The organism is Bradyrhizobium huanghuaihaiense (assembly GCF_007830635.1).
GTDB classification, from domain to species: Bacteria; Pseudomonadota; Alphaproteobacteria; order Rhizobiales; family Xanthobacteraceae; genus Bradyrhizobium; species Bradyrhizobium huanghuaihaiense.
The window spans coordinates 263037-278668 of sequence record NZ_VLLA01000004.1; the positions used below are offsets into that span (position 1 = coordinate 263037).

The following is a 15632-nucleotide window of genomic DNA, read 5'->3' on the forward strand; positions in this document are numbered from 1 at the left end:
AGAAGGGCGGGCCGGGAAACCTGCGCGCCCCACGCCCAAGGTCTGTTAGGCTACAAGTTCGGTCAGGTTACAAGTCTTGTTAGGTCACAAGTCCCGTTAGGTTAAGTGCCGCAACTTGATGGGTTTTCTTGTCGCTTTCAAGGCCGCGGGCGGTTCTGCCCACGGGCTGGGCAGCTTCTACCACCGCCCCGCGGAGCGGAGAACCCCGTATCATTGACGGCTTTGGCGGATTTCGCCTAATAATCGCCGCCAACAAGGTGCGGCGGCTGCAAGCCGAAGGTTCAGTCGAGGTTTTTTGCATGAACAAGGTCTATCCCGACGCCAAGTCGGCGCTCGACGGCATTCTGAAAGACAACATGATGATCATGTCGGGGGGCTTCGGCCTCTGCGGCATTGCCGAGGAGCTGTCGGACGCGATCCGCGAATCGGGCGTCAAGGGGCTGACGGTCGTCTCCAACAATGCCGGCGTCGACGGCATCGGGCTCAGCCGCCTCTTGGAAACCCGGCAGATCAAGAAGATGATCTCGTCCTATGTGGGCGAGAACAAGCTGTTCGCCCAGCAATTCCTCGCCGGCGAGCTGGAACTCGAATTCAACCCGCAGGGCACGCTGGCCGAGCGCATCCGCGCCGGCGGCGCCGGCATCCCGGCCTTCTACACCAAGACCGGCGTCGGCACGCTGATCGCCGAAGGCAAGGAAGTGAAGGAGTTCGACGGCGAGAAGTACCTGATGGAGCGCGGCCTGTTCGCCGACCTCGCCATCGTGCACGCCTGGAAGGGCGACACCGCCGGCAACCTCATCTACCGCAAGACCGCGCGCAACTTTAACCCGATGATGGCGACCGCCGCCAAGATCACGGTGGCGGAGGTCGAGCATCTGGTTCCGGCCGGTGAACTCAATCCCGACCATATCCATACGCCCGGCATCTTCGTGAAGCGCATCGTCGAGGTCGGCACGGCCAAGAAGCGCATCGAATTCCGCAACACCCGCCCGCGTACCGCCGCTTAAGCGTAACAGGAGACTCACATGGCCTGGACCCGTGAACAGATGGCTGCGCGCGCCGCGAAGGAATTGCGCGACGGCTACTACGTCAATCTCGGCATCGGCATCCCGACGCTGGTCTCGAACTACATCCCCGACGGCATGGACGTCTCCTTGCAGAGCGAGAACGGCATGCTCGGCATGGGCCCGTTCCCCTATGAAGACGAGGTGGACGCGGACCTGATCAACGCCGGCAAGCAAACCGTCAGCGAGCTGCCCTCGACCTCGTATTTCTCGAGCGCGGATTCCTTCGGCATGATCCGCGGCGGCCACATGGACCTCTCGATCCTCGGCGCCATGCAGGTGGCTCAGAACGGCGATCTCGCCAACTGGATGATCCCCGGCAAGATGGTCAAGGGCATGGGCGGCGCGATGGATCTCGTCGCCGGCGTCAAGCGCGTCGTCGTGGTGATGGAGCATTCGGCCAAGGACGGCCCGAAGCTGCTGAAGCAGTGCAACCTGCCGCTGACCGGCGAGCGCGTGGTCGACATGGTCGTCACCGATCTCGCGGTCTTCACCATCGACAAGCACGGCGACGGCGGCATGGCCCTGATCGAGCTCGCCGACGGCGTCTCGCTCGACGAGGTCAAGGCCAAGACCGAAGCCGAATTCCGCGTCGCGCTGAAGAACACCTGAGAGAGTTGAAAGCAGCTGCCAAATGGCCGGGCTTGCCCGGCCATTTTCGTTTGACCTACGGGCGATCCACGATGAGCGCTCCTAAGAGTCGGTGAGGCAGGAGGTTCTCTCCTCATCCTCGGTGTCGTCCTGGCGAAGGCCAGGACCCATACCGCGAGGTCCATCGTTTCGCGGGCGGTGATCGTCCCGAACGACCGGCCTTCGCCAAACTTTGTTCGGTGGCTATGGGTCCTGGCCTTCGCCAGGACGACGTTGGAGAGGCTTGGCGCGCTGCCTCCACACCGTCATTGCGAGGACCTCTTGCGACGAAGCAATCCAGGCTGCTTCCGCGGAGAGATTCTGGATTGCTTCGCGGAGCCTGTCATCGGGCCGCGCTTCGCGCGGACCCGGTGGCTCGCGATGACGGAGCATGAGGCGCTGCCGTCGTTTTCCAATTCAGGCGGCGGTCCTGCTTACGACCGCGCCGCCCACGCCTTGCCCCACCGCGCCGACACGTTGGCCATCCACGTCCGCTCCTCCCGCACCAGGCGGAAGCCGAGATTGGCGGGCGGCACGCCTTGGGCGCAGCCGCCGGCGCGGGCGTCGCGGATGAAGTCGGTGACATAGGCGCGGTGCGCGCCTTCGGCGACGCGCACGCCGCAGTTCACGGTCGCCCGGCCGGCATGGCCGGCCTCGTCGACGCGCGAGCGCACGAAGCAGGTCGAGGTCCACTCCCAGACGTTGCCGGCGAGATCTTCGATGCCGTGCTCGTTCACGCCGAACTTGCCGAACGGATGGGCCGCGGTGTCGAAGGGATCGCGCTCGGATTCGCGCTCATAGCGGCTGATCCAGCGCTTCGAGGGATTGTCCCGGTCCACCGGCGCGCCATCGTCCTTGAATCTGGAGCCCGCCGCAAACGCCCATTCCGCATCGCTCGGCAGGCGCCACGTCTGGCCGGTCTTGCGTGACAGCCAGCCGGCATAGGCCTCGGCGTCGTGCCAGTTCACCTGCACCGCGGGACGATCGATCGCGACCGCCACCCCGCGATCGAGTGCGCGGCAGGCGCCGTCCTGCACGCAAAGCTGATAGTCGGACGACGAGACCTGATTGCGCATGATGTGCAGCGGCCTCGTGAATCGCATCGCGCGCAGCGGTGCTTCCGCCTGCTGCCCGCCACGCGTGAAATCGCCGGCTTCGCGATAGGAGACATTGCCAGGCGCGATCCTGACGATCGCGGGCTCCGCGGCCGTGCCGTGGACCGCCATGTCCGAGACCAGGGGCGCCATCGCGATCGGCCCTGCGAGCCCGGCGGCGCAGGCGAGCAGCAGTTTCAGCTTGAATGCGATCAGCATGGTCGTCCCCCGAAGGGAAGAAGGGGCCGGTGGATCACCGGCCCCTTGTCGCGTCTAGTTGGTGTTGGCCGGGATGTCCGCAGGCGCCTTCACCTGCATCATCAGATCGTCGTTCCACTTGCCTTCGACCTTGAAGTGCGCGGTGGCACCGAGATCGGCGGCCTCGATCAGATTATGCGTGACATAGGCGTAGATGCCGGGCTGCTGGAATTTGTACAGCGCAGCTCCCGCCGAGCCGCCGCGGATGAACCAGGTCTCGAGCCCGACCTCGGGCGCATTGCCGAACTTGCCGGTCTCCCAGACATAGTCGCCATGGCCGCCGATCAGATGCGGACGGCTGTCGCGATTGGCCTGCGAGTGCACGATCAGCACGTTCTCGCCGACATTGGCGGTCAGCGCATTCTTGCCGGTGAGCGCGCCCACCTTGCCGTTGAACACGACGTGGGTCGGGGTGAGCTTCTTCATCACCTCTTCGGTCTCGGTGAAGGCCTCGCCCGGCGAGTCGTAGGACTTGAAATTGCCCTTCTCGTCGCGCGGCACGTACATGTCCTGCTCGCCGATATAGTAGACCTTGTCGTACTTCAGCGCGTGGCCCTTGCCGTCGTTCAGTCCCTCGCGCGGCAGCACCATCACGGCGCCGTTCATGCCGGAGACGACGTGCCAGGGGATCATCGGGCCGCCCGGCGCGCAGTGATAGACGAACACGCCGGTCTTGGTCGCCTTCCAGCGCAGCACCACCTGCTCGCCGGGATTGATCAGCGTGAGCGCGCCGCCGCCGAGCGCACCGGTCGCGGAATGGAAGTCGATGTTGTGCGGCATGGTGTTGGTCGCGGGATTGACCAGCGTCGTCTCGACGTAATCGCCCTCATGCACCACCATCAGCGGGCCCGGCATCGAGCCATTGAAGGTCATGGCCTGGAAGGTCGTGCCCTTCTCGTCGATGACGACCTTCTTCTCCTCGATCGTCAGCTTGAACTCGATGATCTTGGGACCCTGCTTGGTCGCCTGCTCGTGCGCATGCACGAAGGGCGGAGCGACCAGCTCGACCTTCTGACGCGGCAGTTTGAGATCATCGGCAGCCAGGGCGGGTGTCGCCAGCATCAGGGCGGTCGCGGCGGCGCTGATCAATGCGGCTCTGCGGGTGAACATCGGAAGCATCCTTCATCTGAAATGGTCTTGATGACGGATGCAGTGTGCGCCTGTTGCGGCAAGAGTGTTTGCGCTGCGACAAGCTTCTGCCGGATTCGCCTCCGGTAAATTCCTTACGAGGTGCGCCGAAGTCGCATCGACGATGGCTACGATCTCGCATCGTCAGCCGCGCAAGCGGCAAATCGTTCGCATGTTCAGTTGCATTCGGTCGTGAACGTATGGATGTGGTCGATCAGAGCAGGTGTATCGCCATCCAGACCGTGCCCCAGACTGCGAGCGACAACGCGGCAAAGACGGTGGCCATGATTGCCAGAACGCGCGCGAGATAATTTGCACCGCTTGCGGGCGCGGCAGGGACAGGACGGAAATCGTCGAAGCGCGGGATGTGGCCGCGGATGCCGGCGAGCCAAAGAACGAGATCGAGCGCGAACGACGCCATGGCCTATCTCCAGGAAGCAACGCTTAAACGTCATCATCGGCCAAGTCAGGCGCTCAGACTTTGAGCGAGCGCAAGGTCGCTCGCCCGAAAACGGGTAATCCAATGCCAACCGGGATTTGCCGCGCCACGCCGCGGCGTTGATTTACGAATGGGTAAGACATGAGACTAGATCTCGCAGCGAGCTACGGCGAAGAGAGGTTGCCGCGCTACACGAGCTATCCGACCGCGCCGCACTTCTCGGCGGCAATCGGCGCCGAGACCTACGCCCGGTGGCTGTCCGAGCTCCCTGCCGGTGCCAGCGCCTCGCTTTATCTGCACGTGCCGTTCTGTCGCGAAATGTGCTGGTATTGCGGCTGCCATACCCAGATCGTGCGGCGCGACGGGCTGATTGCGGCCTATCAGCGCACGTTGCGCAGCGAGATCTCCCAGGTCGCCGAAACCATCGGCCGCCGCATCAAGGTCGAGCATATCCATTTCGGCGGCGGCACGCCGACGATCATGGCGCCGGAGGCCTTTGCCGAGTTGATGGCGGCGATGCGGCATTCGTTCTTCGTGCTGCCGACGGCCGAGATCGCGGTCGAGATCGACCCGAGGACGCTGACCGCCGACATGGTCGAGGCCATGCGGCTGTCCGGCGTCAACCGCGCCAGCCTGGGGGTGCAGAGTTTCGATCCCGTCGTGCAGCGCGCGATCAACCGCGTGCAGAGCTTTGAGCAGACCGCGTCCGTCGTCGAGATGCTTCGGGGTGCGGGCATCGCAGGAGTCAATTTCGACCTGATCTACGGGCTGCCGCATCAGACCGTCGCCTCCTGTCTCGACACCGTGCGGCGCGCGCTCGAGCTCGCACCCGATCGCTTCTCGGTGTTCGGCTATGCGCACGTGCCTGCTTTCAAGAAGCACCAGCGCATGATCAACGAGGCGGTGCTGCCCGACGGCCTGGCGCGTCACGACCAGGCCTGCGCGATCGCCAATGCGCTGAAGGAGGCCGGCTATGTGCAAATCGGGCTCGATCATTTCGCGCGGCCTGACGATGCCATGGCTGTGGCTTTCGAGGAGCGCACGCTGCGGCGCAATTTCCAGGGCTATACCACCGACAAGGGCGAAGTCCTGCTCGGCTTCGGTGCGAGCGCGATCGGACACCTGCCGCAAGGCTATGTCCAGAACGAGGTGCAGATCGGCGCCTACGCCCAAAACATCACCAGCGGCCGTCTGGCCACCGCCAAGGGCTACGGGCTCACCGACGACGACCGGCTGCGTGCCGACATCATCGAGCGCATCATGTGCGAGTTCAGCGCCGATCTCGGCGACATCTGCGCGCGCCATGGTGTCGAGGCCGGAGCGATGCTCAAATCGGCGTCGCGTCTGAAGCCGCTGATCTCGGACGGCGTCGTCAGGCTGGACGGCGACCGGCTCGCAGTCGCAAGCGACTCGCGCTTCCTGGTCCGCAGCGTCGCCGCCGCGTTCGACGCGCATCTGGATCCGGGAAAGCAGCTGCACAGCAGGGCGGTGTAGACTCTCTCCGTCATTCCGGGCGTGCGAAGCACGAGCCCGGAATCCATTCATCCACGATATCCGCTGCATGATGGATTCCGGGCTCGCGCCTAACGGCGCGCCCCGGAATGACAACCCAGCTTGCGCTCCAACAAAGAAACCGGCCCCCGCTCCGCTATCGTCGTTTCCGAACGGAGTTGTCCATGCCCTTTCGATCCGACGATCTGGTCGATGACATCATGCGCACGGCGCCCCACACGATCCGCGTGTTTCTTGCTTTCAGGCTGGCCTGCGTCGGCTGCCCGATCGCAACCTTCCACACGGTGGAAGACGCCTGCCGTGAGCACGGCATCGACCGCGACAAATTCCTCGCTGCACTCTGCGACTGCGTGCCGGCGTGAGACGATCCGGAGTTCGCGCGGGCGCGCGCGGATTCCCGGGTGAGGGTCAAGCTTCTGCCGCGAGCGGAAGCGCCCTCACCCCTATTTTCAGCGACAGCGGTGCGGCGCTCACGCCGCGCCGCTGTCGGGAGTCCGTTCCGCCAGCACGACGATCTTGTGCGGCTCGCGCAGGATGATGCGCTGACGGCCGCTCTCGACGAGACCCTGGCTCTCCCAGCCGCTCAGGATGCGGCTCACGGTGTGCAGGGTGGTGCCGGTCATCTGCGCGATGTCCTGGCGGCTGATCGGGAAGTCGATCTCGATGCCCTGGTCGAGCTTCTTGCCGGACTGCTTGGCGAGGCGTAGCAGCGCATGGGCAATGCGCTGCTCGACCTGCTGGGTCGACATTTCCAGGATGCGGGTGTGGCTCTCCTGCAGCCGCGCGCCGACGGTCTGGAGCGTGTTGGCGGCGAGCGAGGGAAACCGCTCGATCAGCCGCGGCCAGGCCGAGGTCGGCCAGATCAGCACCACGCTGTCGTCGACGGCCATCGCGGTGGCTGGGTAGCGCGTGGCTCCGATCGCCATCGCGAGCCCGAACGTCTCGCCGGGCGCGACGTAGCGCACCACGATCTGCTCGCCGGTCGGGGTGGTCTTGGCCGCGCGGACATGGCCGTGCAGCAGCAGGAAGAACGACTGCGCGTCTGCGCCCTGCTCGAAGATGGCGGTGTTCTTCGGGTAGCGCACTGAGCGGGCCTCGCGCAGGATCTCGTCCAGAGCGTCCGGCGCGACCCCGGCAAACAGCGGCAAATGCGCAACCAGCGATGTGTCGACCTTGGCCATTCTGCCTCCTTGGCGCTCCGGAGTGTGATGGCACCTGCAATCGTCCTGCAATTTGCGATAGCGCAAAACCGGCCGCCCCGGACGGCAGTATTTTTCCAAACGACGATCTGAATTGACAGGAGTTGCCCCATGGCTGGCGCCCGATCCCGCAATTTTGCGGGCTGGCCGCTGTTTGCGAACAGTTTTCGGCCTTTTTTCCTGCTCGCTGCCGTCCAGGCCGGGCTGTCGATTCTGGCCTGGCTGCCGATGTTCTACGGTGAATTGTCGGTGACCTCAGCCTTTGCGCCGCGCGACTGGCACGTCCACGAGATGCTCTATGGCTTCCTGCCGGCTGTCATCACCGGGTTCCTGTTCACGGCGATCCCGAACTGGACCGGGCGGCTGCCGATCCAGGGGACCTCGCTCGGCGCGCTGCTGGTGGTCTGGCTGGCCGGACGCCTTGCCGTGACCTTGTCGGCCGATATCGGATGGGCCTTCGCGCTGGTCGTCGATGCCGCTTTCCTGGCGCTGGTCGTTGCGGCTGCGACGCGTGAGATCATCGCGGGCGGGAACTGGCGCAACCTGCCGGTGGTGGTGCTGGTGCTCATGCTGCTGGCCGGCAATGTCGGCTTTCATCTCGAAGCGCATTTCGAAGGCGCGGCCGATGTCAGCATCCGCGTCGGCGTCAGTGTGGTGATGCTGCTGATCGCGCTGATCGGCGGCCGCATCATTCCGAGCTTCACCCGCAACTGGCTGGTCAAGTTCAATCCCGGACGCCTGCCGGTGCCGTTCGGACGTTTTGACGGCGCGGTGATCGGAGCGAGCGCACTGGCGCTGATCGCGTGGATCGTGGCGCCGCTGAACATGATCACCGGCATCGTGATGGCCGTGGTCGGCGCGCTGCATCTGGTTCGGCTTGCACGCTGGGCCGGCGACCGCACCACGCGCGAGCGGCTGCTGCTGATCCTGCATGTCGGTTACGTCTTCGTGCCGCTCGGCTTCATCCTGAATGCCCTGGCCGCCTTCGGCGAACTGCCGCCGAGCGCGGGCATTCATGCCTGGATGGCCGGCGCGGCAGGGACCATGACGCTCGCGGTGATGACGCGTGCAAGCCTCGGTCACACCGGGCAGGCGCTGACGGCTTCACCGGCGACGCAAGCCATCTATGTCGCGATCGTCGTCGCGGCGCTGGCGCGGGTCTGCGCAGTGGTCGTGCCTGCGCATGGTGACGTGCTGCTGCATGTCGCAGCCTTCGGCTGGGTCGCGGCATTCCTCGGCTTTGCGATCGCGTTCGGCCCACTGCTCGCCGGCAGCCCCCGGCGCGCCCTTGCCATCATGGGCGTGCCCGCTCCGGCACGCTGAACCTAAGCCGCGCTCGCCGAGGGGACATCCGCTGGCTCGGCCAGCGGCCGCACGCCCTTGCGCCATGCGGTGATGGTGCAGCCGAAGCGGCCGCGGAACCAGCGGGCCATCGCGCTTTGCGCGGAGAAGCCGAGCTGCGCGGCGATATCGGCCAGCGGCCGGTCGGGATCGTCGATCAGCTGGATCACGAGATCGGCGCGCTGCGCGTCGAGGATGGCCGAGAAGCTGGTGCCTGACGCGGCGAGGTGGCGGTGGATGGTGCGACGGGTGCAGGCCAGATGCTCGGCCACGCGCTCGACGGTGCACTCGCCACTGGCGAGCAGGGTCCGCACCACCTCGTCGACCTTTCCCTCCCAGCTTGCCGGCCGGGTCTCGATCGCCTCGATCCGCTTGCGCAGGTAATTCGCGATGAGGGGATGAGCGCTCGGAATGCGGCGCTCCATGTCGTGCGCCGACAGCAGGATCGCATCGTCATCGGCATTGAAGGTCACGCGGCAGCCGAAGAAGTCGCGATAGCGCTTGCGGTCGTGCGGCGGCGGATAGTGCAGGTGCACTGCCTGCGGCCGCCAATCGCTGCCGAACAGCGACTGGATGATGCGGTGGACGCTGCCGAGCGCCATGTCGATCGACTGCCGCGGCGCGCGCGGCTGCCGGCCGCGCAGGTGCAGCGTGATGGTCACGGTCTGCTTGCCACGCGTCACGTCCAGCCGCATGCCCTCATGATGGACATGGATGAAGCGCGAGAACGCCTCGATGGCTTCACCGACGGTCGCCTGTTCGCGCACGATCAGGCCGACCGCTCCGAAATTGGTGAGTCCGCCGCGCTCGGCGAGCCGCAAACCGAAATCTTCAGCACCCGACGCCTCTGCCGACAATTCGAGCAGACGGCGCAGGCTGGTCACTGCAATCGGCGTATCGGGCTTGTCGAGCACGGCCTGCGGCAGCCTGACCTTGCGCATCATCTGCCTGGGGTCGAGCCCGACTGACCGGGCGACCTCCGGGTAATAGCTCAAGCCTGCGCTGCGAATGAGGTCGGTCATGTGAACCGTTCCTGCCAGCCATTCCCGCAGATGTCCCGAAATGTAAAGTTTCTGTCCCCATCCGTCAAATCCCGGAACAGGACGGAACATACATAAGAGAAACCGAAGCACGGGCGTGAATGCCGTGCGTATGACGGCGCGGCAGGGCGACGGGGCCCCCGGCCGTCTCGGACCATTTGACCAAGACATTGCTGGATCGGGACTATGCCGGGGAACATGCTTTCCAAGGGTGAGGTATTCGTCATTGAAACTGACGCGGCCTCCCGCGAACAACTTTCCATCGCGCTCCAACAGAGCGCCTATGACGTGATCTGCTTTGCCGACGGGGCGTCCCTGCTCTCGGAAGCCAAGGCGCGGATGCCGGCCTGCGTGCTGCTGGAGATGCCGCCGGATCGCTCTGCGCTCGAAGTGCTGAAGCGGCTGCGCGAGGAGAACTGCATGGCGCCGGTCCTGGTGACCTCGGCGAACGGCAGCATCGCCATGGCGGTCGATGCGATCAAGAACGGCGCGACCGACTTCATCGAAAAGCCGTTCCGCACCCACGACATCGTTGGCCGGATCGATGCCGCCATCGACGAGGTCGCGCAGCCCGGCGCGAGCCGGCAGCGCTGGTTGCCCGGCTGCGAGCCCCTGACCGGGCGCGAAGGCGACGTGCTCGAACATCTTGCCGCCGGTCTCACCAACAAGGAGATCGCCCGGCGCATGCACCTGAGCGCCCGGACGGTCGAAGGCTACCGCGCCAGCATCCTGAAGAAGGCCGGTGCCAAGAACGTGACCGATCTGCTTCGCCGCATCTTCGGCCAGGGCTCGCCCGCTCAGGTCTGACGGCCGCCGCCGCGGGGCGATGACACGTTCCGCGGCCTTGGTGCTGCCGCAGCGGCGCCCCACGGAAACCCCAATCGAACCGGTTCCTTCGCTGCCGCGTCCAACCATGTTGGCGAGGCATTTTGATCGCGCGTCCGGCTGGCGGCGCGGCGATACGGCAGGAGGGACTTTATGCGCATCACCGCAAGATGTTTGGCAACGACGAGCCTTGTTCTTGTGACCATGGCAGTTGCGTCGCCGTCATGGGCCGCTGATCTCGACGCCAATTCGGCGATCGACACCGTCACGGTTTACCCTGATGGCGCCACCGTCACCCGCGTCATCACGGTCGATTTGCCGTCCGGTGACTCGACGCTGGTGGCCAAGGACTTCCCGCTCGGTCTCGATGCGTCCTCCATCCGCGTCGAGGGGGAGGGGGGCGCAAAGCTCACCATCGGCACCATCGACGCGCGGCCGCCGCGCGCGGCGCCGGTCAATCTGCCCGAGCTGGACAAGCGGATCGAGGCGCTGAACGACCAGCGCGCCGATCTGCAGGGCGCAATCGACTCGGCCAACGCACGGCGCAAGTTTGCGGAGCATTTTGCGGAAGCCGCCCCCGTCGGCATCGGCGAGAAGGGCGAGGCGCGGCCGATCGCTGAATGGCGTACGGCCTTTACCGCAGTCGGCGACGAAATTGCGAGCGCCGATACCACAATCCGTGACGCCACGCGCAAGATGCGCGATATCGACCGGCAGATCGCCCAGCTCGATGTCGAGCGCAAGGCCAAGCCGCCGAGCAAGCTCGAGGTCCGCATGGACATCGCCGCTACAGCCGCGACCAAGGCGACGTTGCGGGTCACTTACAATGTGCGCAATGCGCGCTGGCTGCCGCTCTATGACGCCCGGCTCGACACCGGCGCCAAGGACCGCAAGCCGCAGCTGGAGCTGGTCCGCCGCGCCGAGATCACGCAATCGACCGGCGAGGACTGGTCGAACGTGACGCTGGGCGTCTCCACGGTCCGCATCAGCCGCGGCGGCAGCGCGCCCGAACTGGGTTCGCTGATGGCGCAATATCCGCAAGTGCCGAAGCCGATGGCGCTCGGTACGGCCTCGGATCTGGCGCGGCCCGCCCCGGTCGCACGTCAGATGCAACCCCATCTTTCGGCAAAAGTCGCCGAGGCGGGTGAGCTGCGCGAGCGCGCCGACGAGCAGCAGGCCGTCGCCGAGATCGGCGACTTCCAGGCCACCTTCAAGATTCCCGGCCGCGTCAGCCTCGGCGCCGCCGAAGGCGCCAAGAGCCTGAAAATCGCTTCTATGAACGTGCCTGCCGATCTTGCAGTCCGCGCAGCGCCGGTGATGGATACCACCGCCTTCCTCGAAGCCAGCTTCAAGCAGACCGACGACACCACCCTGCTGCCGGGCAAGGTTGCGATCTATCGCGACGGCGTCTTCGTCGGCCGCGGCAAGATATCGGCTTCGGCCAAGGACGACATCGTGCGGCTCGGCTTCGGCGCCGACGACAAGATCAAGATCGAGCGCGCCGTGCTCAAGCGCAACGAAGGCTCGGCCGGCCTCTTGGTCACGACGTCGAAGACCGACGAGCGTTCGTTCAAGACCACGATCCGCAACGGTCACGACTTCCCGATCAAGGTCGCGATCGAGGACCAGTTGCCGGTCAGCGAGAACGAGGACATCGTCGTCGAGATGCTGCCCTCGACCACCGCGCCGACCGCGAGCAACATCCGCGACAGGCGCGGCGTGCTGGAATGGTCGTTCGACGCCAAGCCGGGCGAAGTCAAGGACATCAACTTCGCCTGGCGCATCCGCTGGCCGAAGGACAAGAGCATGGTGATCGTGCCGGCGGGGTAGGACGCTAGCCGCGAAGGAAGTGCGCTCCCTCTCCCGCTTGCGGGAGAGGGCTGGGGTGAGGGCTCTCTCCTCTAGGGGATTGTCCCGTTGTGGAGACACCCTCTCCCCAACCCTCTCCCCGTAAGAACGGGGCGAGGGAGCGCACCTTCACCGGGGTACCGCCCGCATCGACTGCGGCAGCACATACGGCACGCCGTCGGCCTGATGGACGACGGCGTCGATCTCGAAAATGTCGCGAATCCTCTCGCGCGTGACGACCTCGGCGCGCGGGCCGTCGGCTGCGAGCCTGCCGCCGCTCAGCACGACCAGCCGGTCGGCGAAGCGGATCGCGAGGTTGAGATCGTGCAGGATCGCGATCACGGCGGTGCCGGTGCTGGCGCGGCGGCGCGCCGCTTCGACGAGGTCGATCTGGTGGCGCAGGTCGAGGCTCGAGGTCGGCTCGTCCAGCAGCAGAAGTCCCGGTCCATGCTCGGCCTCGCCGCAGGCGAGCTGCACCAGCACGCGGGCGAAATGGGCGCGCTGCTGCTCGCCGCCCGACAGCGTCGGCAATTGCCGCTCGCGGAAATGCGAAAGGCCCACCTCGTCCAGGGCGGCGTCGACGAGCGGACCGGTGTCACGCGGGCTGCGCTCGCCCGCGCCCATCAGGACGATCTCCTCGACCGTGAAGGGGAAGGTGACGTTGATGTGCTGGGACAGCATGGCGCGGCGCGCGGCAAGCTCGCGCGGCGTGTAGCTGCCGATGTCGCGCTGTTTCAGCCGCACCTCGCCTTCGCTCGGGCGGAGGTCGCCGGAGAGCAGCCGCAGCAGTGTCGACTTGCCGGCGCCGTTGGGGCCGATGATGGCGACCATCTCGCCGGCCGCAACCGTCAGGCCGACGCCGTCGAGCAACGTCGCGCGGCCGGCGCGCTTGACCAGGCCGCGTGCCTCGATCACCGCGCTCATAGCGCAGCGAGCCCGCGCTGCCGCAGCAGGATGCCGAGGAAGACCGGTGCGCCCACTGCCGCGGTCAGGATGCCAATCGGCATCTCCGCCGGTGCCACGATAGTGCGCGCCAGCGTGTCGGCGCCGACCATCAGGATCGCGCCAAGCAGTATCGAGGCGGGCAGCAGCAGCCGATGCGCAGGTCCAATGACGAGGCGCAGCAGATGCGGCACCACGATGCCGACGAAGCCGATCACGCCGCTGATCGACACGGCAACGCCGGTCACGGCGGAGACCATGACGATCGAGATCCGCTTGAGACGCTCGACGTCGACCCCGCCGTGAAAGGCATCCGCTTCACCAAGCACCAGCAAATCGAGACCGCGCGCGATGAAGGCGCAGGCTCCGAGCCCGATGACGAGAACCGGCGCGAGCACGGCGGCCTTGGTCCAGGTCGCGCCGCTCATCGAGCCCAGCATCCAGAACGTGATGTCGCGCAGCTGGCGGTCGTCGGCGATGAACACCAGAAGCCCGATGCCTGCGTTGGCGATCGCGGTGATGGCGACACCCGCAAGCAGGAAGATCGCGATCGAGGTCCGCCCCGAGCGGCTGGAGATGCCGTAGAGAATGGCGGTCGTTGCCAGCGACCCCGCGAAGGCCGCCAGCGGCAGCAGCTCGGTCTGCAGGAAGCGCAGCGCCTCGCCGAAGCGCGAATCCGTGAACACGATCGCGCTCGCGGCGGCGAGCGCGCCGCCGCTGGAGACACCGACCAGGGCGGGATCGGCGAGCGGATTGCGGAACAGCCCCTGCATGATCGCGCCGGCCGCCGCCAGCAGCCCGCCGACCATCGCGGTCGCGGCGATGCGGGGGATGCGGATCGACCACAGCACGAGCTGGTCACGCGCGGTCATGGCATCGGCGGTCGTGTTGCCTGCAAAGCCGAGTGCCGCAGGCAGCCTGGAGAGCGGAATGCCGGCTGCGCCGACCGTCAGGGCGACGATGGCGGTGGCGAACAGCACCGCAAGCAGAAGAGGGATCGCGAACGATGCGGACCGACGTCCTGCATGTCGTCGCAGGCTCCGTGCCTTGGTCCCGACCGCCACGCTCATTGCCGGCAATTCGCCGCCGACAGGGCCGACGTGAATGCGCCGCCATCGGCCAGGGCCGGATAGAGCTTGACCGAGAGATCGCGCGCCGCCGCGGCCGTCCGCGGCCCGAAGCCGAGCAGATAGAGCCCATCCATCGTGATGAAGCTCTTGTTGGCCGCGACCGGCGTCAGCGCAAAGCCGGGATGCGCGTAGACCGCATCGGCCTGCAGCGAATCCTTGCCGCGCTCGATCGACAGCACGACGTCCGGTTTTGCGGCCACGATCGCCTCGTCGCCGATGACCTTGTAGCCGTCGTAATCGTCGACGGCGTTGGCAGCGCCCGCGAGCTGGATGATCTCGTCGGCCGCGGTCTTGTGGCCGGCGACCATGGCGCGTCCGTTCTGCAGCGACATCACGAACATCACGCGCACTGGCTTTTTCACCTTGGCGCGCAACGCGCTGAGCTGTTTGAGATCGGCACCGACCGCAGCGCTCAGGCACTCGGCGCGCGCATCGACGCCCATGGCGTGGCCGACGAGCTTGATCTTCTCGATCAATCCGTCCTCGGAGAAGGTCTCGGGCACCAGCACCAGCGGCACCTTCGCCGTCTCCAGCACGTCCATGGTCTCGCGCGGGCCCGATCCCTGGATCGCGAGGATCAGCGTCGGGTTGAGGCCGAGCACGCCCTCGGCCGAGATCTGGCGCATGTAGCCGACATTGGGTTTGTCGTGCAGCGCGGCCGCCGGATAAAGGCTCGTGGTGTCGACGCCGACCAGCCGGTTTTCCAGTCCGAGCGCATAGAGGATCTCGGTGATGGCGCCGCCGATCGAGACCGTGCGCGCGAAGTCGGCGACAGTGACGTCGCGATTGCGCGCGTCATGCACCGTGATGCCTGCGGCCTGCGCGTTGGACGCAAGCGCGATGGTGCCAGTGAGCACGAGGTTTGCAAGGGTGCGACAAAATGTCATTGCAGGTTACTTCGTCAGGATCAGCTTGTTCTGCGAGGTCAGGCGAAGCCGATAGCTGTCCTCGCCATGTGCGATGATGATCTCGCGCTCATGCGCGAACAGCTCGCGGCTGTCGATCCGGCTTCCGCGCATGGTGAGAGTTCTCGTTGTCGCAGAAGGGCTTTGTGTCGGCCCTGCCGCATCGCCGCCATTGTCTCCTGATGTTGCCGACATATTGGGTGTGATGCGCTTTCGTAAATTCAGATGCTGCCTGCTTGTATAGGCGGCATCAGGCGCAATCCAACGGCGGCAATTT

16 protein-coding genes are annotated in these 15632 nt (G+C 65.9%); 7 read left to right on the plus strand and 9 right to left on the minus strand.

All coding sequences use genetic code 11. From position 1 onward, the window contains the following. Window positions 1-299: 299 nt before the first annotated feature. On the plus strand, window positions 300-1007 hold the full coding sequence (locus IQ16_RS11750; RefSeq protein ID WP_011089830.1) for a CoA transferase subunit A: 708 nt from the start codon (window positions 300-302) through the stop codon (window positions 1005-1007). 18 nt (window positions 1008-1025) lie between these two features. Then, window positions 1026-1676, plus strand: a complete 651-nt coding sequence (locus tag IQ16_RS11755) for a CoA transferase subunit B (protein WP_018641532.1) — start codon at window positions 1026-1028, stop codon at window positions 1674-1676. A gap of 452 nt (window positions 1677-2128) precedes the next feature. Here the strand turns inward: IQ16_RS11755 and IQ16_RS11760 are convergent, their stop codons facing one another. From IQ16_RS11760 to IQ16_RS11770, 3 genes are all read right to left on the minus strand, one after another. After that, window positions 2129-3007: an SUMF1/EgtB/PvdO family nonheme iron enzyme gene (locus IQ16_RS11760; protein ID WP_018641531.1), complete on the minus strand. Its 879-nt coding sequence runs from the start codon at window positions 3005-3007 to the stop codon at window positions 2129-2131. A 54-nt stretch (window positions 3008-3061) separates the two neighbouring features. Continuing rightward, window positions 3062-4156, minus strand: a complete 1095-nt coding sequence (nirK, locus tag IQ16_RS11765; protein WP_026311770.1) for a copper-containing nitrite reductase — start codon at window positions 4154-4156, stop codon at window positions 3062-3064. A gap of 232 nt (window positions 4157-4388) precedes the next feature. Next, the gene (locus IQ16_RS11770) at window positions 4389-4595 is read right to left on the minus strand and encodes a hypothetical protein (protein WP_018641529.1); all 207 of its coding nucleotides are present in this window, start codon (window positions 4593-4595) and stop codon (window positions 4389-4391) included. Window positions 4596-4754: 159 nt separating this feature from the next. On the opposite strand from IQ16_RS11770, the gene hemN reads away from it, so the two are divergent. Together hemN and IQ16_RS11780 are read left to right on the plus strand one after the other, a co-directional pair. After that, window positions 4755-6107 (plus strand): oxygen-independent coproporphyrinogen III oxidase, encoded by a 1353-nt coding sequence (gene hemN, locus IQ16_RS11775; RefSeq protein ID WP_018641528.1) that lies wholly within the window; start codon window positions 4755-4757, stop codon window positions 6105-6107. A 182-nt stretch (window positions 6108-6289) separates the two neighbouring features. Then, a complete protein-coding gene (locus tag IQ16_RS11780) occupies window positions 6290-6487 on the plus strand; it encodes a DUF1858 domain-containing protein (RefSeq protein ID WP_008138765.1) in 198 nt (65 codons plus the stop codon). A gap of 108 nt (window positions 6488-6595) precedes the next feature. On the opposite strand, the gene IQ16_RS11785 is transcribed toward IQ16_RS11780, so the two are convergent. Then, on the minus strand, window positions 6596-7306 hold the full coding sequence (locus IQ16_RS11785) for a Crp/Fnr family transcriptional regulator (RefSeq protein WP_018641527.1): 711 nt from the start codon (window positions 7304-7306) through the stop codon (window positions 6596-6598). A 129-nt stretch (window positions 7307-7435) separates the two neighbouring features. On the opposite strand from IQ16_RS11785, the gene IQ16_RS11790 reads away from it, so the two are divergent. Next, window positions 7436-8647 carry an NnrS family protein gene (locus IQ16_RS11790; protein WP_018641526.1) on the plus strand — a complete coding sequence of 404 codons (1212 nt, stop codon included), beginning with the start codon at window positions 7436-7438 and terminating at the stop codon, window positions 8645-8647. A 2-nt stretch (window positions 8648-8649) separates the two neighbouring features. Here the strand turns inward: IQ16_RS11790 and IQ16_RS11795 are convergent, their stop codons facing one another. Then, the gene (locus IQ16_RS11795; protein WP_145831472.1) at window positions 8650-9687 is read right to left on the minus strand and encodes an AraC family transcriptional regulator; all 1038 of its coding nucleotides are present in this window, start codon (window positions 9685-9687) and stop codon (window positions 8650-8652) included. A 204-nt stretch (window positions 9688-9891) separates the two neighbouring features. Here IQ16_RS11795 and IQ16_RS11800 point away from each other — a divergent pair, with 204 nt between their 5' ends. Beyond that, complete coding sequence (locus tag IQ16_RS11800) at window positions 9892-10512, plus strand: response regulator transcription factor (RefSeq protein ID WP_026311769.1); 621 nt, start codon at window positions 9892-9894, stop codon at window positions 10510-10512. A 171-nt stretch (window positions 10513-10683) separates the two neighbouring features. Then, entirely contained in the window at window positions 10684-12360 is a 1677-nt protein-coding gene (locus IQ16_RS11805) for a mucoidy inhibitor MuiA family protein (protein ID WP_018641524.1), read from the plus strand. Window positions 12361-12507: 147 nt separating this feature from the next. Here the strand turns inward: IQ16_RS11805 and IQ16_RS11810 are convergent, their stop codons facing one another. The 4 genes from IQ16_RS11810 to IQ16_RS46515 are packed head-to-tail and all read right to left on the minus strand — an operon-like array spanning window position 12508 to window position 15550. Continuing rightward, entirely contained in the window at window positions 12508-13302 is a 795-nt protein-coding gene (locus IQ16_RS11810) for a heme ABC transporter ATP-binding protein (protein ID WP_018641523.1), read from the minus strand. After that, entirely contained in the window at window positions 13299-14390 is a 1092-nt protein-coding gene (locus tag IQ16_RS11815; RefSeq protein WP_018641522.1) for a FecCD family ABC transporter permease, read from the minus strand. Before IQ16_RS11815 ends, IQ16_RS11810 begins: the two co-directional genes overlap by 4 nt. Then, window positions 14387-15337, minus strand: coding sequence for a heme/hemin ABC transporter substrate-binding protein (locus IQ16_RS11820; protein ID WP_018641521.1), 951 nt, complete (start codon window positions 15335-15337; stop codon window positions 14387-14389). Before IQ16_RS11820 ends, IQ16_RS11815 begins: the two co-directional genes overlap by 4 nt. A gap of 6 nt (window positions 15338-15343) precedes the next feature. Then, window positions 15344-15550, minus strand: a complete 207-nt coding sequence (locus IQ16_RS46515; protein ID WP_026311768.1) for a hemin uptake protein HemP — start codon at window positions 15548-15550, stop codon at window positions 15344-15346. Window positions 15551-15632: the final 82 nt, after the last annotated feature.